Here is a 14915-nt window from a genome sequence, read left to right as displayed (position 1 = left end):
GCGCCGTCCGCGCGGACCCGGTTCGTGGTTGCTGCGCGAAGGTCAAATCCCCAGGGAATGAAGAAACTTCACCAATCCCCCACCCTTCACGCGCCCCTCCCGTACGCTGAGTCCGGTACCGGTGGGGGTCGGCGCCGGAGCAGGGGGGACGAACGATGGGACGTACTCGCGTCCTGGTGGTCGACGACCACCGCATCTTCGCCGAGGCGCTGGCCACGGCGCTCGCCGCCGAGCCCGAGATCGAGGTCGGCGCGGCCGGCACCGCCGCCGCCGCCGAACGCGCGCTGGAGCGCGCCGCCGCCGAGGGACGCCCGTACGACATCGTCCTGGTGGACGCCGACCTGACCCCCGCGGTCGGCCGTCCCGGCCAGGCCCGCTCCCGCGACAGGTTCCCCGTCGCGGTCGTGCCGCTGCCGCGCCGCGAGTCCTCGCCGGCGCCGACGCCCGGCGACGGCATCGCCCTGGTGGCCCGGATCTGCCGCACCCATCCGGCGCTCCGCGCCGTGGTGCTCGCCACCGACGACGACCCGCGCCGCGCCGTGCGCGCGCTGCAGGCGGGGGCGTCGGGCTGGGTCGCCAAGGAGAGCTCGCTGGGGCGGCTACTGGCCGTCGTCCGTGGGGTGCTGCGCGATGAGACGCACCTGCCGCCGGCCCTGCTGACGGGCGTGGTGCGGGAGTTGACCAGTGCCCGGCGCGACCGGACGGAGAGCGAGCGGCTGGTCGGCACGCTGACCCCCCGTGAGGAGGAGGTGCTGCGGTGCATGGTGGCCGGCCTCGGCCGGCAGGCCGTCGCCGAACGGCTGTACCTCTCGCCGCACACCGTCCGCACCCACATGCAGAACGTCCTCGGCAAGCTCGGGGTGCACTCCACCCTCGCCGCCGTCGCGGTGGCCCGCCGGGCGGGCATCACGCCCTCCGAGCCGCTGCCCCCGCTCGCCCCGGCTCAGCCACCGCACCCGCCGACCGTCGCCTCGAACGCAGGCCCGGGCGCCGGCTGAATCGTTTCCTCGCGCCCGCGCCGGGCGGGGGAGCGGCCGGACGCCACACCCAGGTACCGACTCCGTCAGGTCAGGAGACCGGAGGACAGATGTCGCCCAACAGCACCGCCGCCCGTCCCGATGCACAGCCCGTCCCGCTCGCCGGGGCGGCCGCGGCGGCGTTCCCGTCCGGCCGTCCCCTTGCGCCGTACGGGTCCGGACAGGTGTCGCGGCCCGGCCCGACCGGGAATGTCATCCGGGGCGTGTCTCACGGATCTTGTCGGATCAGCCTGCGGCGTCCGGGTGCGTGCCCGGAGGCGCGGGCCCGGCAAGATCCGTGAGACACGCCCCAGTCCGCACCGGTCGAGACCAGGGAGCACAGCGTGGCGACGGGTAGTTGGCAGGTCCCCCAGGGCAGCATGCCGCTGGAATTCCTCCCCGAGCTGGACGTTCCGAAGGCCGGGCCGCAACGCCGCTGGACGATCCTGCTGCGCTGGCTGCTGCTGATCCCGCAGTTCGTCGTGGTGTGGGTGCTGGGGGTGCTGGCGATCCCGGCCGTCATCGTCGGCTGGTTCGGCGCGCTGTTCCTCGGCCGGCTGCCGGAGCCGATCGAGGAGTACCTCTCGGGCTTCGTCGGCTGGGACACCCGGGTGCGGGCCTCCGCCATGCTGCTGGTCGACGACTACCCGCCGTTCGCCTGGCGGCCCGAGGACTACCCCGTCCGGGTGGAGTTGCGGCCCGGCGAGCTGAACCGGCTCGCCGTGTTCTTCCGCCTGATCCTGATGATCCCGGCGGCGATCGTGCAGAGCCTGGTGCTCAGCGGCTGGTACGCGATCGCCTTCGTCGTCTGGCTGATCGCGCTGATCCTCGGCCGGATGCCCGAGCCGCTGTTCGGCGCGACCGCCGCGACGCTGCGCTACGCGATGCGCTTCGGCGCCTACGTGCTGATGCTCACCCCGGCCTACCCCAAGCGGCTGTTCGGCGACGACGGGCTGCCGCCGGTGGCGGCAGCCCGTTCCGCGACCCGCCCGCTGATCCTCTCGGGCGGCGCCAAGGCGCTGGTCGTGCTGTTCCTCGTGCTCGGCCTGGTCAGCGGAAGCGTCCGGGCCTTCGTCGACGACGACAACAACGGCTACTACGGCCTGCGGGCACCCCGCGGCAGCAGCACCGCGCCCGCCAGCCCGAGGCAGACCAGCGCCGCCACGGCCGCGAATCCGCTCACCGCGGGCAGCAGGCCGTAGCGCTGGGTCAGCCAGCCGACCGCCACGATCGGCAGCGAACTGCCCAGGTAGACGATCACCCACAGCGCCGACAGCTCACTGCCCCGGCGCTCCGGGTCCATCGCCGCGACCGCCGTGGTGAACAGCGAGCGGAACGCCACGCCCTGGCAGGCCCCGCCCAGCACGCTGCCGATGAACAGCAGCGCCGGCGTGCCCGTGTACCCGGCGGCCACCACCAAGGCCAGGCCCGTCGCCAGGCCGCCCAGGCCCGCGGCGATCACCGGCCGGTCCGCGGTCGGCGGCACCAGCAGCTGCGCCGCGGCCGAGGAGCCCAGCAGCAGCGCCGCCACCACCGCGCCGGTCAGGTGCGAGTCCGAGTGCAGCAGCCGCGCCGCGAAGGCCGGCGCCAGCGACAGGTACACCCCGAACACCGCGTACGAGACGAAACCGGCGCCGGCCGCCAGCAGGAAGGTCCGGCGGCCGCGGCGCGGCAGCCGCAGCCGCTGCGGACGCAGGTGAGCCGGGGTGGTGATGCGCGGCGGCGCGGCCGGCGGGCGCACCCGGCCGGGCATCCGCGGGTGCACGACGGCCAGCGGCACGCACAGTGCCAGCAGCGCCAGGGCGTGCAGCAGGAACGGGGTCAGCAGCGGGTGCGCGCCGGTGGCGAGGCTCGCCCCGACCACCGGGCCGAGCGCGACGCCGCCCGCCGAACAGGCCAGGGTCAGCTTCGCGGCCAGCGAGGGCCGGTCCGGCAGCAGGTCGCCGAGCGCCGCACCGGCGGCGCCGGTCGACAGGCCGACCGCCACGCCCTGGACGGCGCGGCCCGCCACCAGCAGGCCGAAGCCGTGCGCGTTGGCGAACATCAGGTCGCCGACCGCGGCCAGTGCCACCGCCGGCAGGATCAGCGCCCGCCGGCCCAGGTGGTCCGACCAGTGGCCGACCACGGCGAGCACCGGGACGACCGCGAAGACGTACACCGTGAACAGCACGGTGGTGTGCAGCGGCGTCAGGCCGAGCTGCTGCTGCAGCAGCGGGTAGATCGGCGTGGCCAGGTTGGCACCGACCAGCATCAGCAGCAGGGCGCCGGCCACCAGGCCGACGCGGATGCCGCGCAGCGCGTTCCAGCGGCTGATCGAGGCGAGGCGGAGCTGCGCGCGCGGCGCGAGTTCCGGGGGGAGCAGGGCCTCCGACAGTCGGCGTCCGGGGAAGTGCGCGGAGCGCAGGCCGGGGCCGGCGGGGGAGAGGTCCGCCATGGCAGGGGTCTCCTGTGGCCGGGCACCACCGGGGACGACGTGGCCAGGGGTGGCGGCCGCGACAACGAGCCCGGGCGGCGCGGTGAGCGTACGGACCCTCCGGCCCGTGGGAGGGGCGGAGGGAGGAGGGCTTCGTTGCCCGAGGGGCCCGCGCGGGGTGTGCGCGGCGCCCGGAGCAGTTTACGCGCCCGATCGGGGCCGCCGGGCCGTCCGGACCCCCCTCCACCGGCGGTTCTCCGTCACACCCCGGGCGGCGCGCGCCCCGCGGGCACGGCGGCGGGCCGCCCCGCCCGATACGCTGAGTGGATGGGCCGACACGCGACGGCCCGGGCCCAGCACAGCCACCACGGGAGATCGCCAACGATGGCCGGACGACGCCGCAACACCCCTGACCACTCGGCCGGTGCCGGGCCGCAGGCGGCACCCGCCGAGAGCCTGCTGCCCGCCGACTACGACCTGGCCGAGCTGTACGGGGCCGGCGGCCGCGACGAGGACGACGAGGACCTCGACGACACCGCGGTGCTCGTCCCGCCGATCGCGCTGCCCCCCGAGGCGGAGCTGGCCGCCGCCGCGCTGGCCGTCCCGCTGATCGCCCGGGCGGTCGCACTGGCCCGCTGGGCCGCCCCGCACCGGGTCGTGGACGAGTTCGGCGACCTGGTCGAGGACGACCGCGGCCCGGCCGCCCGGCTGATCGGGCTCGCCCCGGAGGAGGGCGAGGTGCCCGAGGAGGCCGTGATCGAGGTGCTGCGGGCCTGGTCGCTGGCGTGCGACCTCGACCTGGTCGAGCTCGGCACCACCCAGGCCGGCGAGCACGTCGCCGTCCCCATGGAGGAGGTCGCGGACGCCGAGGCCGGCGACCCGTCCACCGTCCTCGACCTGTGGCTGACCGCGGCCGGCATCGTCCGCGAGCTCGCCGTCGACACCGACCTGCTCGACATCGAGGGCGAGGGCCCGGGCGAGGGGGCGGGGGCGGGCGCCGCCGGGGACGCCGACGACGAGGACGCCGCGGAGAGCGCGCTCGCCGAGGTCGAGGAGGCCAGCGAGGCCGCCGCCGAGCTCCTCGACGAGGCGCTCCAGGTGCTGTACGAGCTGACCGCGTTCGCCGAGCCCGGCGAGGAGACCGTGCCGCTCGGCGTGCTCGCCGCGCTGCTGGTCGTCCCCGAGGGCGAGGAGCCGGACGAGGAGATGCTCGGCCAGATCACCGACCTCATGGTCGAACTCGACCCGATGCTCGCCGACCTCGCCGAACTCGGCCTGGTCGAGCACCGGCCGATCGACCCGGAGCTCTTCGAGGAGGAGGAAGAGGGCGAGGAGGCGGCACCCGCTGCCGAGGCCGCCGGCGAGCCCAGCGAGGAGGACGCGGCCCGCTTCGGCCTCGTCCGGCTCACCCCGCTCGGCCAGTACGGCGTCCGCGAGTGGCTGCTCGCCGACGGCTACGACGCCCCGCTGATCGGCGACCTCGCCCAGGGCGACGCCGCCGCCCTGCTGCGCGGACTCGCCGAGTCCCCGAACGTGCTGCCCGACCGGGAGATCCAGGTCTGGCTCGCCGGGCGCGAGCCGCTGGACGGTGCCCGCGACCTGCTCGCCGCCTCCCGCGGGCTGGACGCGCACAGCCCGGTGCGGCGGATGTTCACCGCGGCCGCGCTCGACGACCTCGGCGAGGCCGGCGACACCGCACTGACCGAGGTCGTCGACGACCCGGAGCTCGGCGGGCTCGCCCGGGAGCTGCTGCGCAGCCACGGCCACGACGTCGCCGCCGCCGAGCGGCCGGTCGCCCTCTGGCGCACCGTCGACCACTTCTCGGCCGTGCTGCTGGTCGGCCGCGGCGAAGCCGGCCAGCTCCGCGAACTGGTCGCCGGCCTGCCCGTGACCGACAACCCGGCCTCCTACTTCGGCGAGCTCTGGCGGGTGCCGCACCCCTACACGGCGCTGGTCCTCGACACCGTCGGCGAGCTGCACACGGACCGTGCCGTCGCCAAGGAGGCCCGCAAGGCCGCCTTCAAGGCCAAGTCCCAGCAGGGCAACGGCTGACCCGGGCCCTGCTGCGGACGCGGCCGGCGGGATCCGCGGGGCGGGGCCTACGGCAGGTCGAGGCTGCCGTCCTCGGTGAAGGGGAAGAAGGGGTTGTGGGCCAGCTCCCAGAGGTGGCCGTCCGGGTCCTCGAAGTAGCCGGAGTAGCCGCCCCAGGAGGTGGCGGCCGGGGGCTTGACCACGGTGGCGCCGGCGGCGACGGCCGTGGTGAGCGCGGCGTCCACCTTCGCGGTGGACTCCAGGTTCACCGCGAGGGTCACCCCGCGGAAGGACGGCTCGCCGACCGCCGGGACGCCGGCGTCGGCGGCCAGTTCGTCCGCGGGGAACAGGCCGAGGACGGAGTCGGCGGTGCGGAACCAGACGATCTCCGGACTGGACGCCGCCGAGCGGCGCCAGCCCAGTGCCTCGTAGAAGGCCGTGGAGCGGCCCAGGTCGGTGACCCCGAGGGTGACGATGCTGATCCGGGCCGGGAAGTCGGTGGTCGAAGTCATGCCGCTCAGGGTAGGCAGCGCCGCCGACATCCGGCGGGTGTTCCCGGGCGGTCGGCGGGTCGTGCGGCCTGATGGCCTGCCAGGTGTGCCGACCCGTATCGTGGGGCGGACGCGGTGCGGTGGTCGGGTCGGCGCCCGGCGGCCGCCGCGGACGGCGCGGCGAGGACCGGGGGTGCGGCCAGCATGACGAGACGGCACGTGGGCGGGCCCCACGACCCCGAGGACGCGGCCGGCCCCGCGCGCACCCCGGAGGAGCGGCACCGGGAGCACGAGGAGCACGACCTCCGGGTGCTGGCCGGCGCGGACTTCCCGTTCTACGCCGCCGCCGGCGGTCCCGCCGGCCGGGACTGCCTGGCCGGGTACGAGGTGCTCGACGGCCGGCTCCGCTGGGTCGAGCTGCGCTCCGGCGACTGGACGAGCCCGCAGGGCCCCCACGTCACCGTCCGCACCCAGCGCACCGCCGACCCCGCCGATCCCGCCCGGGCGCTGCCGCTGCCCGAGCTGGAGGACGCGGTGGAGGACGAACGCGACCGGGTCTACGACCAGTTGGACATCGACGAGGGCGACGGGCCCGGGCTGACGAGGGCGCTGCGCGGCTGGATCTCCGTCGACGGAGAGCCCTGCCCGGTGGAGATCCACGAGGACGTCCGGCCGCCCGGCCCCGACGGCACGGACCCCGCCGGGGGCGCACCCGCGGGCGCCGGCGGGCAGCGCCGGGGCGGCGCCGCCGCGCCCGCCCCGGCGGGGGGGCTGCCGCCGGGCGGTGTCGAGCTGCGCCGGGTCGGCGACGCCGCTCCCTTCGTGAGCGGCGGCACCGCGCAGGCCCGTGAGCTGGCGGCGCGTCAGTGGCGGCGTGCCGTACCGGTGGAGGAGCGGGAGCTGCCGCCGGCCGCCGGGCTGGAGGCGCACCGGGCGGTGGTCGAGCACGGCATACAGGAGGCCATCGCGATGGAGGCGCAGCTGTGCGCCCGGCGGACCGGCCGGATCCCGCGGCGGCTGCGCGGCGAGGCCGGGGCGGAGTGCTGGGAGTCGGCGGTGCGCCAGCAGATGCGGCTGGCCTCGGAGTCCCGCCGGGAGGCGGTGGAGGCGGTGTCCGCCCTGGTCAACCAGTTGACCTGGCTGGCGCAGCGGACGGACTGGCTGGTGGGGACGGCGGAGGGCGAGGCGGCCGTCGCGGAGTCCGTCCGGTACACCGTCTTCGCCAGCGAGGTGCCGAGCCTGGCGGCGCAGCTGGCCTGGGCCCGGCTGTGGGCGGGCGGCACGCCGGACGGCCCGGACGGCGCCGAGGAGGCGTGGCTGGCTGCCTGGGAGGACTGGCGGACCCTGCGCCGCGACTGAGGCGTCGCCGACCGGGGCCTTCGGCCGCAAGGTGCCCACAGCGCCCCTGGTGCGGCTCGCGCGAGAACCCCGGTGCGGCCGCGCGTCGCGGGTCCCGGCGCGGCTGGAGCGGTCTTTGCGGTCCTTGGTGAAGAGCAGGTCATGGGTTCGCATGAGGACGGCAAAACACCACCGCGCCGCAGCCCCCGGTTCACGCCGGGTTCACCCGCCGCGAAGAGTCTGCTGCGCGTCCTTCCCGTACGCCCACCCTCAGGAGTGACCGACATGTCGCTGTCCCGCCGGGACTTCGTGAACCGCTCGACCGTGCTCGGTGCCGGTGTCCTCATCGCCGGCAGCGCCGAGGTGCTGGCCACCGCCCCGGGGGCGATCGCGGCCCCGCTCGGCGGCGACGCCCCGGCGGCCGGCGAGGGCGCGCACACCGCGCTCGGCTACGGCCCGCTGGTGTCCGACCCGGACGGCATCCTGGCCCTGCCCAAGGGCTTCACGTACCGGATCATCACGTACACCGGGAAGACCACGCTGGTCACCGGCGAGTCGACGCCCAGCAACCACGACGGCACCGCGGCCTTCCCGGGCCGGCACGGCGCCACCCTGCTCGTCAACAACCACGAGCTGAAGGGCAAGCGCAGCAGCTGGCCGCACCCGGTGCCGCTGCTGGAGGGCCACGTCTACGACCCTGCCGCGGCCGGCGGCTGCACCGTCGTCGAGGTCGCCGAGCGCGGCAGGCAGGTCCGCGAGTGGGTCGGCATCGCCGGCACCTCCACCAACTGCGCGGGCGGCGCGACCCCGTGGGGCACCTGGCTGTCCGGCGAGGAGACCGAGGACCGGGCCGGCCAGAACGGCATGACCAAGGACCACGGCTACATCTTCGAGGTGGACCCGTACGACCAGGAGGCCAACCGCGACCCGAAGCCGGTGAAGGCCTTCGGCCGCTACCCGCACGAGGCGGCGGTGGTCGACCCGAAGCGCGGCCACGTCTACCTGACCGAGGACGCGTCCGGCCCGAACGGCCTGCTCTACCGCTGGACCCCGCCGGCCGGCTTCCACCACGGCCGGGGCAGGCTGCGGACGCTGGCCGACGACGCCGGCGTGCTGGAGGCCTTCAAGTGCTTCGACTCGCACGGCAAGCTGGTCGACGACCTGTCCCGGGCGACGGCGATCGGCACCACCTACGGCGTGGACTGGGTGAAGGTGCCGGACCGCGACGCGAAGACGGTCTCCGTCCGCAAGCAGTTCAAGGACGGCGAGATCACCCGCTCCCGCAAGCTGGAGGGCATGTGGTGGGGTGACGGCGGCACCTACTTCGTGGCGAGCTACGCCCGCGAGGAGAGCCCCGTCCAGCACGACGGCCAGGTGTGGTTCTACAACCCGGCCCGTCGCACCGTCACCCTGAAGGTGCTGCTCGGCGTCAACAAGGACGTCTGGGCGGACAACGGCAACTTCGACGGCCCGGACAACATCACCGTCTCCCCGCACGGCGGCCTGGTGATCGCCGAGGACGGCGAGGGCCAGCAGCACCTGTTCGGCACCACGGACGAGGGCCGGACCTTCCCGATCGCCCGCAACGAGTTCAACCTCGGCACCGCGGAGGAGCCGGAGTACAGCGAGTTCACCGGCGTCACCTTCTCGGCCGACGGCGGGACGCTGTTCGCCAACATCCAGGAGCCGGGCATCATGCTCGCCGTCACCGGCCCGTGGCACCGCCTGCGCCGCCACCACTGACCGTCCCGGCCCGCGGGCCGGGACGGGACCGGTGCGCTGCCCGTCGTCGACGCCGTCAGGCGTCCTCGGCGGGCAGCCGCAGTTGCAGCATCGCCAGCAGCCGCTGCTGCGGCTGGGCGAGGTCGAGCCCGGTGATCTGCTCGGCCCGGCGGACCCGGTAGCGCAGGGTGTTGGGGTGGATGTGCAGGGCGTCCGCGGCGACCCGGACCTCGCCGAGCGCGTCCAGCCAGGCGAGCACCGACTCGGCGAGCCGGGTGCCGTGCTTCCGGTCGTACTCGGCCAGTTCGGTCAGCCGCGGGTCGCGCAGCCGGGTGTGCTCCTGCAGCAGCGCCAGCACCTCGCTGACCAGTACCTCCGCCTGGACGTCGGAGAGCGCCGCGACCTGGCGGGCGACCCCGCCGCGGACCATCGCGTCCAGGATCCGGTCGGCCTGCGCCCGGGACTCGGTCACCTTGGCCAGGCCGTCCGCCGTGGTGCCGATCGCGGCCCGCAGCCGCACCCCGAGGTGCTCGTGGGCCGCGTCGACCACCTCCTGCGCCCAGCCGCGCAGGGTGGCGGCGGGCAGCGCGGGCGGCAGTTCGGGCAGCAGCACGTACACCCGGGACTCGATCGGGGCGAGCAGCGCCCCGCGGTGCCGGGCCGCGGCGTGCACCGAGATCAGGCCGGTCACCTCGGCGCGGGTGAGTTCGGGGTCGGCGCCCCCGGTGGGGGAGTCGGCGGCGTACGCCAGGACGGTCGCCGGGCGGCGCAGGCCCAGGCCGAGGTGGGTGGCCAGCGACTGCGGCCCGGTGGAGCCCTCCAGCAGGCCGGTCAGCAGGGTGCGGGTCAGCCGTACGTCCGCGGACAGCTCGCGCCGCCGCCGCACCAGCTGCCCGGCTGCGACCCGGGCGGCACCGACCAGCGCCTGCTCGGACTGCTCGGCGAGCGGCTGGGCGCCCTCCTGGACCCAGATGGTGCCCAGCGGCTGCGCGCCGGCCCGGATGCCGATCGCGAGCCGGCGGCGGATCCCGAGGTCCGGGTGGGCGTCGATCTCGATCACCGCGTCGGAGCCGCGCAGGTGCTGGAAGACGCCCCACTCGCGCAGCTTGGACAGGTACGGCTCCGGGCCCTGCCAGCCGAGGATGGACAGCCGGCGCAGGTCGTCCAGCTCGTCCGAGTCGGAGGAGCGGGAGTAGGCGAGCACCCGGCTGGAGGTGTCCTCGATGGAGACCACGCCGTGGGTGAGCACCGCGACCGTCTGCGCGAGCGAGAACAGGTCGCCGGCGTTCGGCTCGGCGGCCTCCGGGGTGTCGGGGCCGGCGATCAGCATCCGGGCCAGCCCGTCGAGGTGCTCCCAGCGGGTCTCCGGGCGCACCGACAGCAGCGCCACCCCGGCCTCCGCCGCGGCCTCCCGCAGCGCGTCCGGGACACCGCCCGCTTCCGGCTTGACGGCGACCGCGGCGGCCCCGCCCCGGCCCGCCGCGCGCACCACCGGCAGCGCGGCCCGGCCGCGGACGCCGATCGCCAGCACCAGCTCGCCGGGGCCGGCCGCGGGCGGCTCCTCCGGGTCGAGGATCGCGACGTCGCGCACCGGCACGTCCAGGCCGGCCGGGGCGGCCTGCAGCTCGACCAGCGGCTCGCCCAGGGACATCAGCAACTGCCGCAGCGGCAGGCCCGGCACGGCGGTCACCGGGCCGCCCCGGGCGCGGAGCGGGCGCCGCTCACCGGACGGCGGCCTTCGGCTGGTCGGCGGGTCTGTTCACACGTACAAGGGTATCGGCCGCACTTTGGCGGCCCGGCCAATCAAGCGGGCCCCGGCCGCGGCATAGCGTTGCCGCATGGCCGACGTGCGACCCCCGCCGGCCGACCCATGACGAGAAGGAGAGCGTGCGCGCCATGGATGCTGTGACCCAGGTCCCCGCGCCGGTGAACGAGCCGGTCCACAGCTACGCCCCCGGCAGCCCGGAACGGGCCCGCCTGGAGGCGAAGCTGAAGGAGCTGGGTGGCCAGGAGCCGCTCCAGCTCACCATGACCATCGGCGGCGAGCACCGGATGGGCGGCGGCGACGAGATCCACGTCGTCCAGCCGCACAACCACGCCGCCCGCCTCGGCACCCTGCGCAACGCGACCCGGGACGACGCGCAGGACGCGGTCGAGGCCGCCCTCGCCGCCGCCCCGGCGTGGCAGGCGCTCTCCTTCGACTCCCGCGCCGCGATCTTCCTGCGGGCCGCCGACCTGCTGGCCGGCCCCTGGCGCGAGACCCTGGCCGCCGCCACCATGCTCGGCCAGTCCAAGACCGCGCAGCAGGCCGAGATCGACACCCCCTGCGAGCTGGTCGACTTCCTGCGCTTCAACGTGCACTTCGCCCGGCAGATCATCTCCGAGCAGCCGATCTCCTCGGACGGCGTGTGGAACCGCAGCGACCACCGCCCGCTGGAGGGCTTCGTCTACGCGATCACCCCGTTCAACTTCACCGCGATCGCCGGCAACCTGCCGACCGCGCCCGCGCTGATGGGCAACGTGGTGATCTGGAAGCCGTCCCCGACGCAGCAGTTCGCCGCGCACTACCTGATGCAGCTGCTGGAGGCCGCCGGCCTGCCCAAGGGCGTCATCAACATGGTCACCGGCGACGGCCTGGCCGTCTCCGAGGTCGCCCTCAAGCACCCCGCGCTCGCCGGCATCCACTTCACCGGCTCCACCGCCACCTTCCAGCACCTGTGGCGCGAGGTCGGCACCAACATCGCCGGCTACCGCACCTACCCGCGGATCGTCGGCGAGACCGGCGGCAAGGACTTCCTGGTCGCCCACCCGTCCGCCGACAAGGCCGTGCTGAAGACCGCGATGACCCGCGGCGCCTTCGAGTTCCAGGGCCAGAAGTGCTCGGCGCTCTCCCGCGCCTACGTCCCGGCCTCGCTCTGGGCCGAGCTGAAGGACGAGTTCCGCGACGAGGTCGAGTGGCTCACCATGGGCGACGTCAGCGACCTGTCCAACTTCATGGGCGCCGTCATCGACGAGCGTTCCTTCGCCAAGAACAAGGCCGCGATCGACCGCGCCAAGGCCGACCCGAAGGTCGAGGTCCTGGCCGGCGGCACCTACGACGACTCGGTCGGCTACTTCGTCCGCCCGACCGTCCTGGTCTGCGAGGACCCGGCGAGCGAGTACTTCCGCGACGAGTACTTCGGCCCGGTCCTCGCCGTGCACGTCTACCAGGACGAGAAGTACGACGAGATGCTGGCCCAGATGGAGTCCGTCGCCGCGTACGCGCTGACCGGCTCGATCATCGCCCAGGACCGTGAGGCCGTGCAGCACGCCATGCAGGTGCTGCGCCAGGCCGCCGGCAACTTCTACATCAACGACAAGCCGACCGGCGCCGTCGTCGGCCAGCAGCCCTTCGGCGGCGGCCGCGCCTCCGGCACCAACGACAAGGCCGGCGCCAAGCAGAACCTGATGCGCTGGACGTCCACCCGCTCCATCAAGGAGACGTTCGTCCCGCCGACGGACTACCGCTACCCGCACATGGGCTGACACCCCGTCGCACATCCGGGACGGCGGCCCACACCCCGGGCCGCCGTCCCGCCCTCTCCACCACTCCGGAAGAAAGCCCAGGAGTCACCGATGCTCCGTTCCGCCCTCCTCGCAGCGTCCCGTTCCCCGCAGGTGCGCACCGTCGTCGAGAAGTTCCCGCCGACCCAGGCCATCGTCAAGCGCTTCGTCGCCGGCGAGACCCTGCAGCAGGGCATCGACGCCACCGCCGAACTCGTCGCCAGCGGCCGCCGGGTGACCCTGGACCACCTCGGCGAGGACACCGCCGACGCCGCCCAGGCGGCCGGCACCGCGGAGGCGTACGAGCACCTGCTGGCGGCCCTCGAGGAGACCGGCCTCGCGGCGAACGCCGAGGTCTCGGTCAAGCTCTCCGCGGTCGGTCAGTTCCTGCCGGCGGACGGCGAGAAGATCGCACTGGAGAACGCCCGGCGGATCTGCGAGGCCGCCGCCGCGGCCGGCACCACGGTGACCCTCGACATGGAGGACCACACCACCACCGACTCCACCCTGGAGATCGCCCGGGAGCTGCGCGCCGACTTCCCGTGGCTCGGCGTCGTCCTCCAGGCCTACCTGCGCCGCACCGAGGCCGACTGCCGCGACCTGGCGCACGCCGGCTCCCGCGTCCGCCTCTGCAAGGGCGCCTACAAGGAGCCCGAGTCGGTCGCCTTCCAGGGCAAGGAGCAGGTCGACCTCGCCTACGTCCGCGCGCTCAAGGTCCTCATGGGCGGCGAGGGCTACCCGATGATCGCCAGCCACGACCCGCGCATGGTCCGCATCGCCGGCCAGCTCGCCGAGTGGAACAAGCGCGACGCCGACAGCTTCGAGTACCAGATGCTGTACGGCATCCGCCCCGAGGAGCAGCTGCGCCTCGCGGAGGAGGGCAACACCATGCGCGTCTACCTGCCCTACGGCCAGGAGTGGTACGGCTACTTCATGCGCCGCCTCGCCGAGCGCCCGGCGAACCTGACCTTCTTCCTGCGCGCCATGGCCACCCGCGGCTGATCGCACCGTCAGCCGCGGGGGGATGTGGGGACCGGCCGACAGCTGCCGGCCGGTCCGAGGAGGGGACGGGCGTGTGGGCGCCCGTCCCCTTCGTCATACCGTGCCGCGGGGCTGCTAGAGCATGCGGGCCGCGGGGTCGACCATGCCGCGGGCGGTCTTGGCGTCGACGTACTCCTCGAGCGCGGTCATCACCCACTCGCCGGAGAACTGGCGGACCAGCTTGCACATGGCCACGCCGGTGCGCGACTCGGCGTGGGTGAGGTCGAAGCGGACCAGCTCCTGGCCGCTGCCGGCGTCCAGCAGGCGGCAGTAGGCGTTCTTGACGTCGGTGAACTTCTGGCCGGAGAAGGAGTTGACGACGAAGACCAGACCGCACACCTCGGGCGGCAGCCCGTCCAGGTGGACGGTGATGGACTCGTCGTCGCCGGCGCCGGCACCGGTGAGGTTGTCGCCGGAGTGCGCGATCGCGCCGTTGAAGATCGACAGCTTCATGAACCAGGCCGTCTCGATCTTCTTGCGCTGCGAGTCGAAGGCGATGCAGGAGGCGTCCAGGTCGACGTTGCGGCCGCGCCCCGCCGGCTCCCAGCCGAGGCCCATCCGCACGGCGGACAGGAACGGCTTGCCGCCCTTCTCCAGCGAGACCGAGCCGCCCTTGGTGAGGCTGACCCGGCCCTTGTCCAGGGTCACCTTGTTCATCGAAGGCACAGCAGGAGCGGACGCAGTGGCCGCCGGGGGTGCCGAGGGCTGCGGCGGCGCGGCGGGCTTCTGCATGTCCTGTACGGGAGGGGCCTGTGCCGGAGGGGCCTGCAGGGGCGGCGCGGCGGGCATCGGCGGCGGCGCCGCGGCGGCCGCCGGACCCGGGTCCTCCACGTTGACGCCGAAGTCGGTGGCGATGCCGGCCAGGCCGTTCGCGTAGCCCTGGCCGACCGCGCGGACCTTCCAGACGCCGCCGCGCCGGTAGACCTCGACGACCACCAGGGCCGTCTCGCTGCTGAGTCTGGGCGGGGTGAAGGTCACCAGCACCTCGCCGCTGCCGGCGTCCCGCACGGTGGCGGTCGGCTCGGTGCCGGCGAAGGTCGCGCCCGCCTCGTCGAGGCTCGCCGTCACCACGATCTTGTCGATGCCGTCCGGCACCGCCGAGGTGTCCACGGTGATCGCGTCGGGCGTGCCGCCGCCGCCCGGGCGGTGGGTGACGCCGGGGCCGTGCGGGGCGTTGAAGAAGACGAAGTCGTCGTCCGAACGGACCTTGCCGGCCTCGGTCAGCAGCAGGCCGGAGACGTCCAGGGCCTTGGGTGCCGTCACCTCGACCGTCACCCGGGCGGCGTTGAGTGGGGCGTTTCCGCCCTGGGTCAGGACCGT

At 74.7% G+C, this 14915-nt stretch carries 11 protein-coding genes; 7 read left to right on the top strand and 4 right to left on the bottom strand.

Features of this window, described 5'->3' with window-relative positions:
* The first annotated feature begins 155 nt into the window (after positions 1-155).
* Together ABD353_RS03855 and ABD353_RS03850 are read left to right on the top strand one after the other, a co-directional pair.
* Complete coding sequence (locus ABD353_RS03855) at positions 156-998, top strand: LuxR C-terminal-related transcriptional regulator (protein WP_344622009.1); 843 nt, start codon at positions 156-158, stop codon at positions 996-998.
* Between the two features lie 362 nt (positions 999-1360).
* Positions 1361-2218 (top strand): DUF4389 domain-containing protein, encoded by an 858-nt coding sequence (locus tag ABD353_RS03850; protein ID WP_425555070.1) that lies wholly within the window; start codon positions 1361-1363, stop codon positions 2216-2218.
* On the opposite strand, the gene ABD353_RS03845 is transcribed toward ABD353_RS03850, so the two are convergent.
* A complete protein-coding gene (locus ABD353_RS03845) occupies positions 2113-3450 on the bottom strand; it encodes an MFS transporter (protein WP_344622008.1) in 1338 nt (445 codons plus the stop codon). The genes ABD353_RS03850 and ABD353_RS03845 overlap by 106 nt on opposite strands.
* 363 nt (positions 3451-3813) lie before the next feature.
* Between ABD353_RS03845 and ABD353_RS03840 the strand changes: the two genes are divergently transcribed.
* Positions 3814-5481, top strand: coding sequence for a hypothetical protein (locus tag ABD353_RS03840; RefSeq protein ID WP_344622007.1), 1668 nt, complete (start codon positions 3814-3816; stop codon positions 5479-5481).
* Between the two features lie 47 nt (positions 5482-5528).
* On the opposite strand, the gene ABD353_RS03835 is transcribed toward ABD353_RS03840, so the two are convergent.
* On the bottom strand, positions 5529-5972 hold the full coding sequence (locus ABD353_RS03835; protein ID WP_344622006.1) for a VOC family protein: 444 nt from the start codon (positions 5970-5972) through the stop codon (positions 5529-5531).
* Positions 5973-6155: 183 nt separating this feature from the next.
* Between ABD353_RS03835 and ABD353_RS03830 the strand changes: the two genes are divergently transcribed.
* Both ABD353_RS03830 and ABD353_RS03825 read left to right on the top strand, forming a co-directional pair.
* Positions 6156-7310, top strand: coding sequence for a hypothetical protein (locus ABD353_RS03830; RefSeq protein WP_344622005.1), 1155 nt, complete (start codon positions 6156-6158; stop codon positions 7308-7310).
* Positions 7311-7574: 264 nt separating this feature from the next.
* Positions 7575-9032 carry an alkaline phosphatase PhoX gene (locus tag ABD353_RS03825; protein WP_344622004.1) on the top strand — a complete coding sequence of 486 codons (1458 nt, stop codon included), beginning with the start codon at positions 7575-7577 and terminating at the stop codon, positions 9030-9032.
* 55 nt (positions 9033-9087) lie between these two features.
* Here the strand turns inward: ABD353_RS03825 and ABD353_RS03820 are convergent, their stop codons facing one another.
* Positions 9088-10701 (bottom strand): PucR family transcriptional regulator, encoded by a 1614-nt coding sequence (locus ABD353_RS03820; RefSeq protein ID WP_344622003.1) that lies wholly within the window; start codon positions 10699-10701, stop codon positions 9088-9090.
* 206 nt (positions 10702-10907) lie between these two features.
* Here ABD353_RS03820 and pruA point away from each other — a divergent pair, with 206 nt between their 5' ends.
* Entirely contained in the window at positions 10908-12536 is a 1629-nt protein-coding gene (gene pruA, locus ABD353_RS03815) for an L-glutamate gamma-semialdehyde dehydrogenase (RefSeq protein WP_344622002.1), read from the top strand.
* A gap of 90 nt (positions 12537-12626) precedes the next feature.
* The gene (locus ABD353_RS03810) at positions 12627-13556 is read left to right on the top strand and encodes a proline dehydrogenase family protein (RefSeq protein ID WP_344622001.1); all 930 of its coding nucleotides are present in this window, start codon (positions 12627-12629) and stop codon (positions 13554-13556) included.
* A 114-nt stretch (positions 13557-13670) separates the two neighbouring features.
* Here ABD353_RS03810 and ABD353_RS03805 read toward each other — a convergent pair whose 3' ends face one another.
* Positions 13671-14909, bottom strand: coding sequence for a TerD family protein (locus ABD353_RS03805; RefSeq protein WP_344622044.1), 1239 nt, complete (start codon positions 14907-14909; stop codon positions 13671-13673).
* Positions 14910-14915: the final 6 nt, after the last annotated feature.

It is taken from the genome of Kitasatospora arboriphila (assembly GCF_039528095.1).
GTDB classification, from domain to species: Bacteria; Actinomycetota; Actinomycetes; order Streptomycetales; family Streptomycetaceae; genus Kitasatospora; species Kitasatospora arboriphila.
This window is presented reverse-complemented; position numbering and strand designations above follow the sequence as displayed.

What these genes read in the sequence shown, in the direction of transcription:
- ABD353_RS03855 (WP_344622009.1), top strand. Translation starts at nt 156, where the DNA reads ATGGGACGTACTCGCGTCCTGGTGGTCGACGACCACCGCATCTTCGCC.
- ABD353_RS03845 (WP_344622008.1), bottom strand. Translation starts at nt 3,450, where the DNA reads ATGGCGGACCTCTCCCCCGCCGGCCCCGGCCTGCGCTCCGCGCACTTC.
- ABD353_RS03840 (WP_344622007.1), top strand. Translation starts at nt 3,814, where the DNA reads ATGGCCGGACGACGCCGCAACACCCCTGACCACTCGGCCGGTGCCGGG.
- ABD353_RS03835 (WP_344622006.1), bottom strand. Translation starts at nt 5,972, where the DNA reads ATGACTTCGACCACCGACTTCCCGGCCCGGATCAGCATCGTCACCCTC.
- ABD353_RS03830 (WP_344622005.1), top strand. Translation starts at nt 6,156, where the DNA reads ATGACGAGACGGCACGTGGGCGGGCCCCACGACCCCGAGGACGCGGCC.
- ABD353_RS03825 (WP_344622004.1), top strand. Translation starts at nt 7,575, where the DNA reads ATGTCGCTGTCCCGCCGGGACTTCGTGAACCGCTCGACCGTGCTCGGT.
- pruA (WP_344622002.1), top strand. Translation starts at nt 10,908, where the DNA reads ATGGATGCTGTGACCCAGGTCCCCGCGCCGGTGAACGAGCCGGTCCAC.
- ABD353_RS03810 (WP_344622001.1), top strand. Translation starts at nt 12,627, where the DNA reads ATGCTCCGTTCCGCCCTCCTCGCAGCGTCCCGTTCCCCGCAGGTGCGC.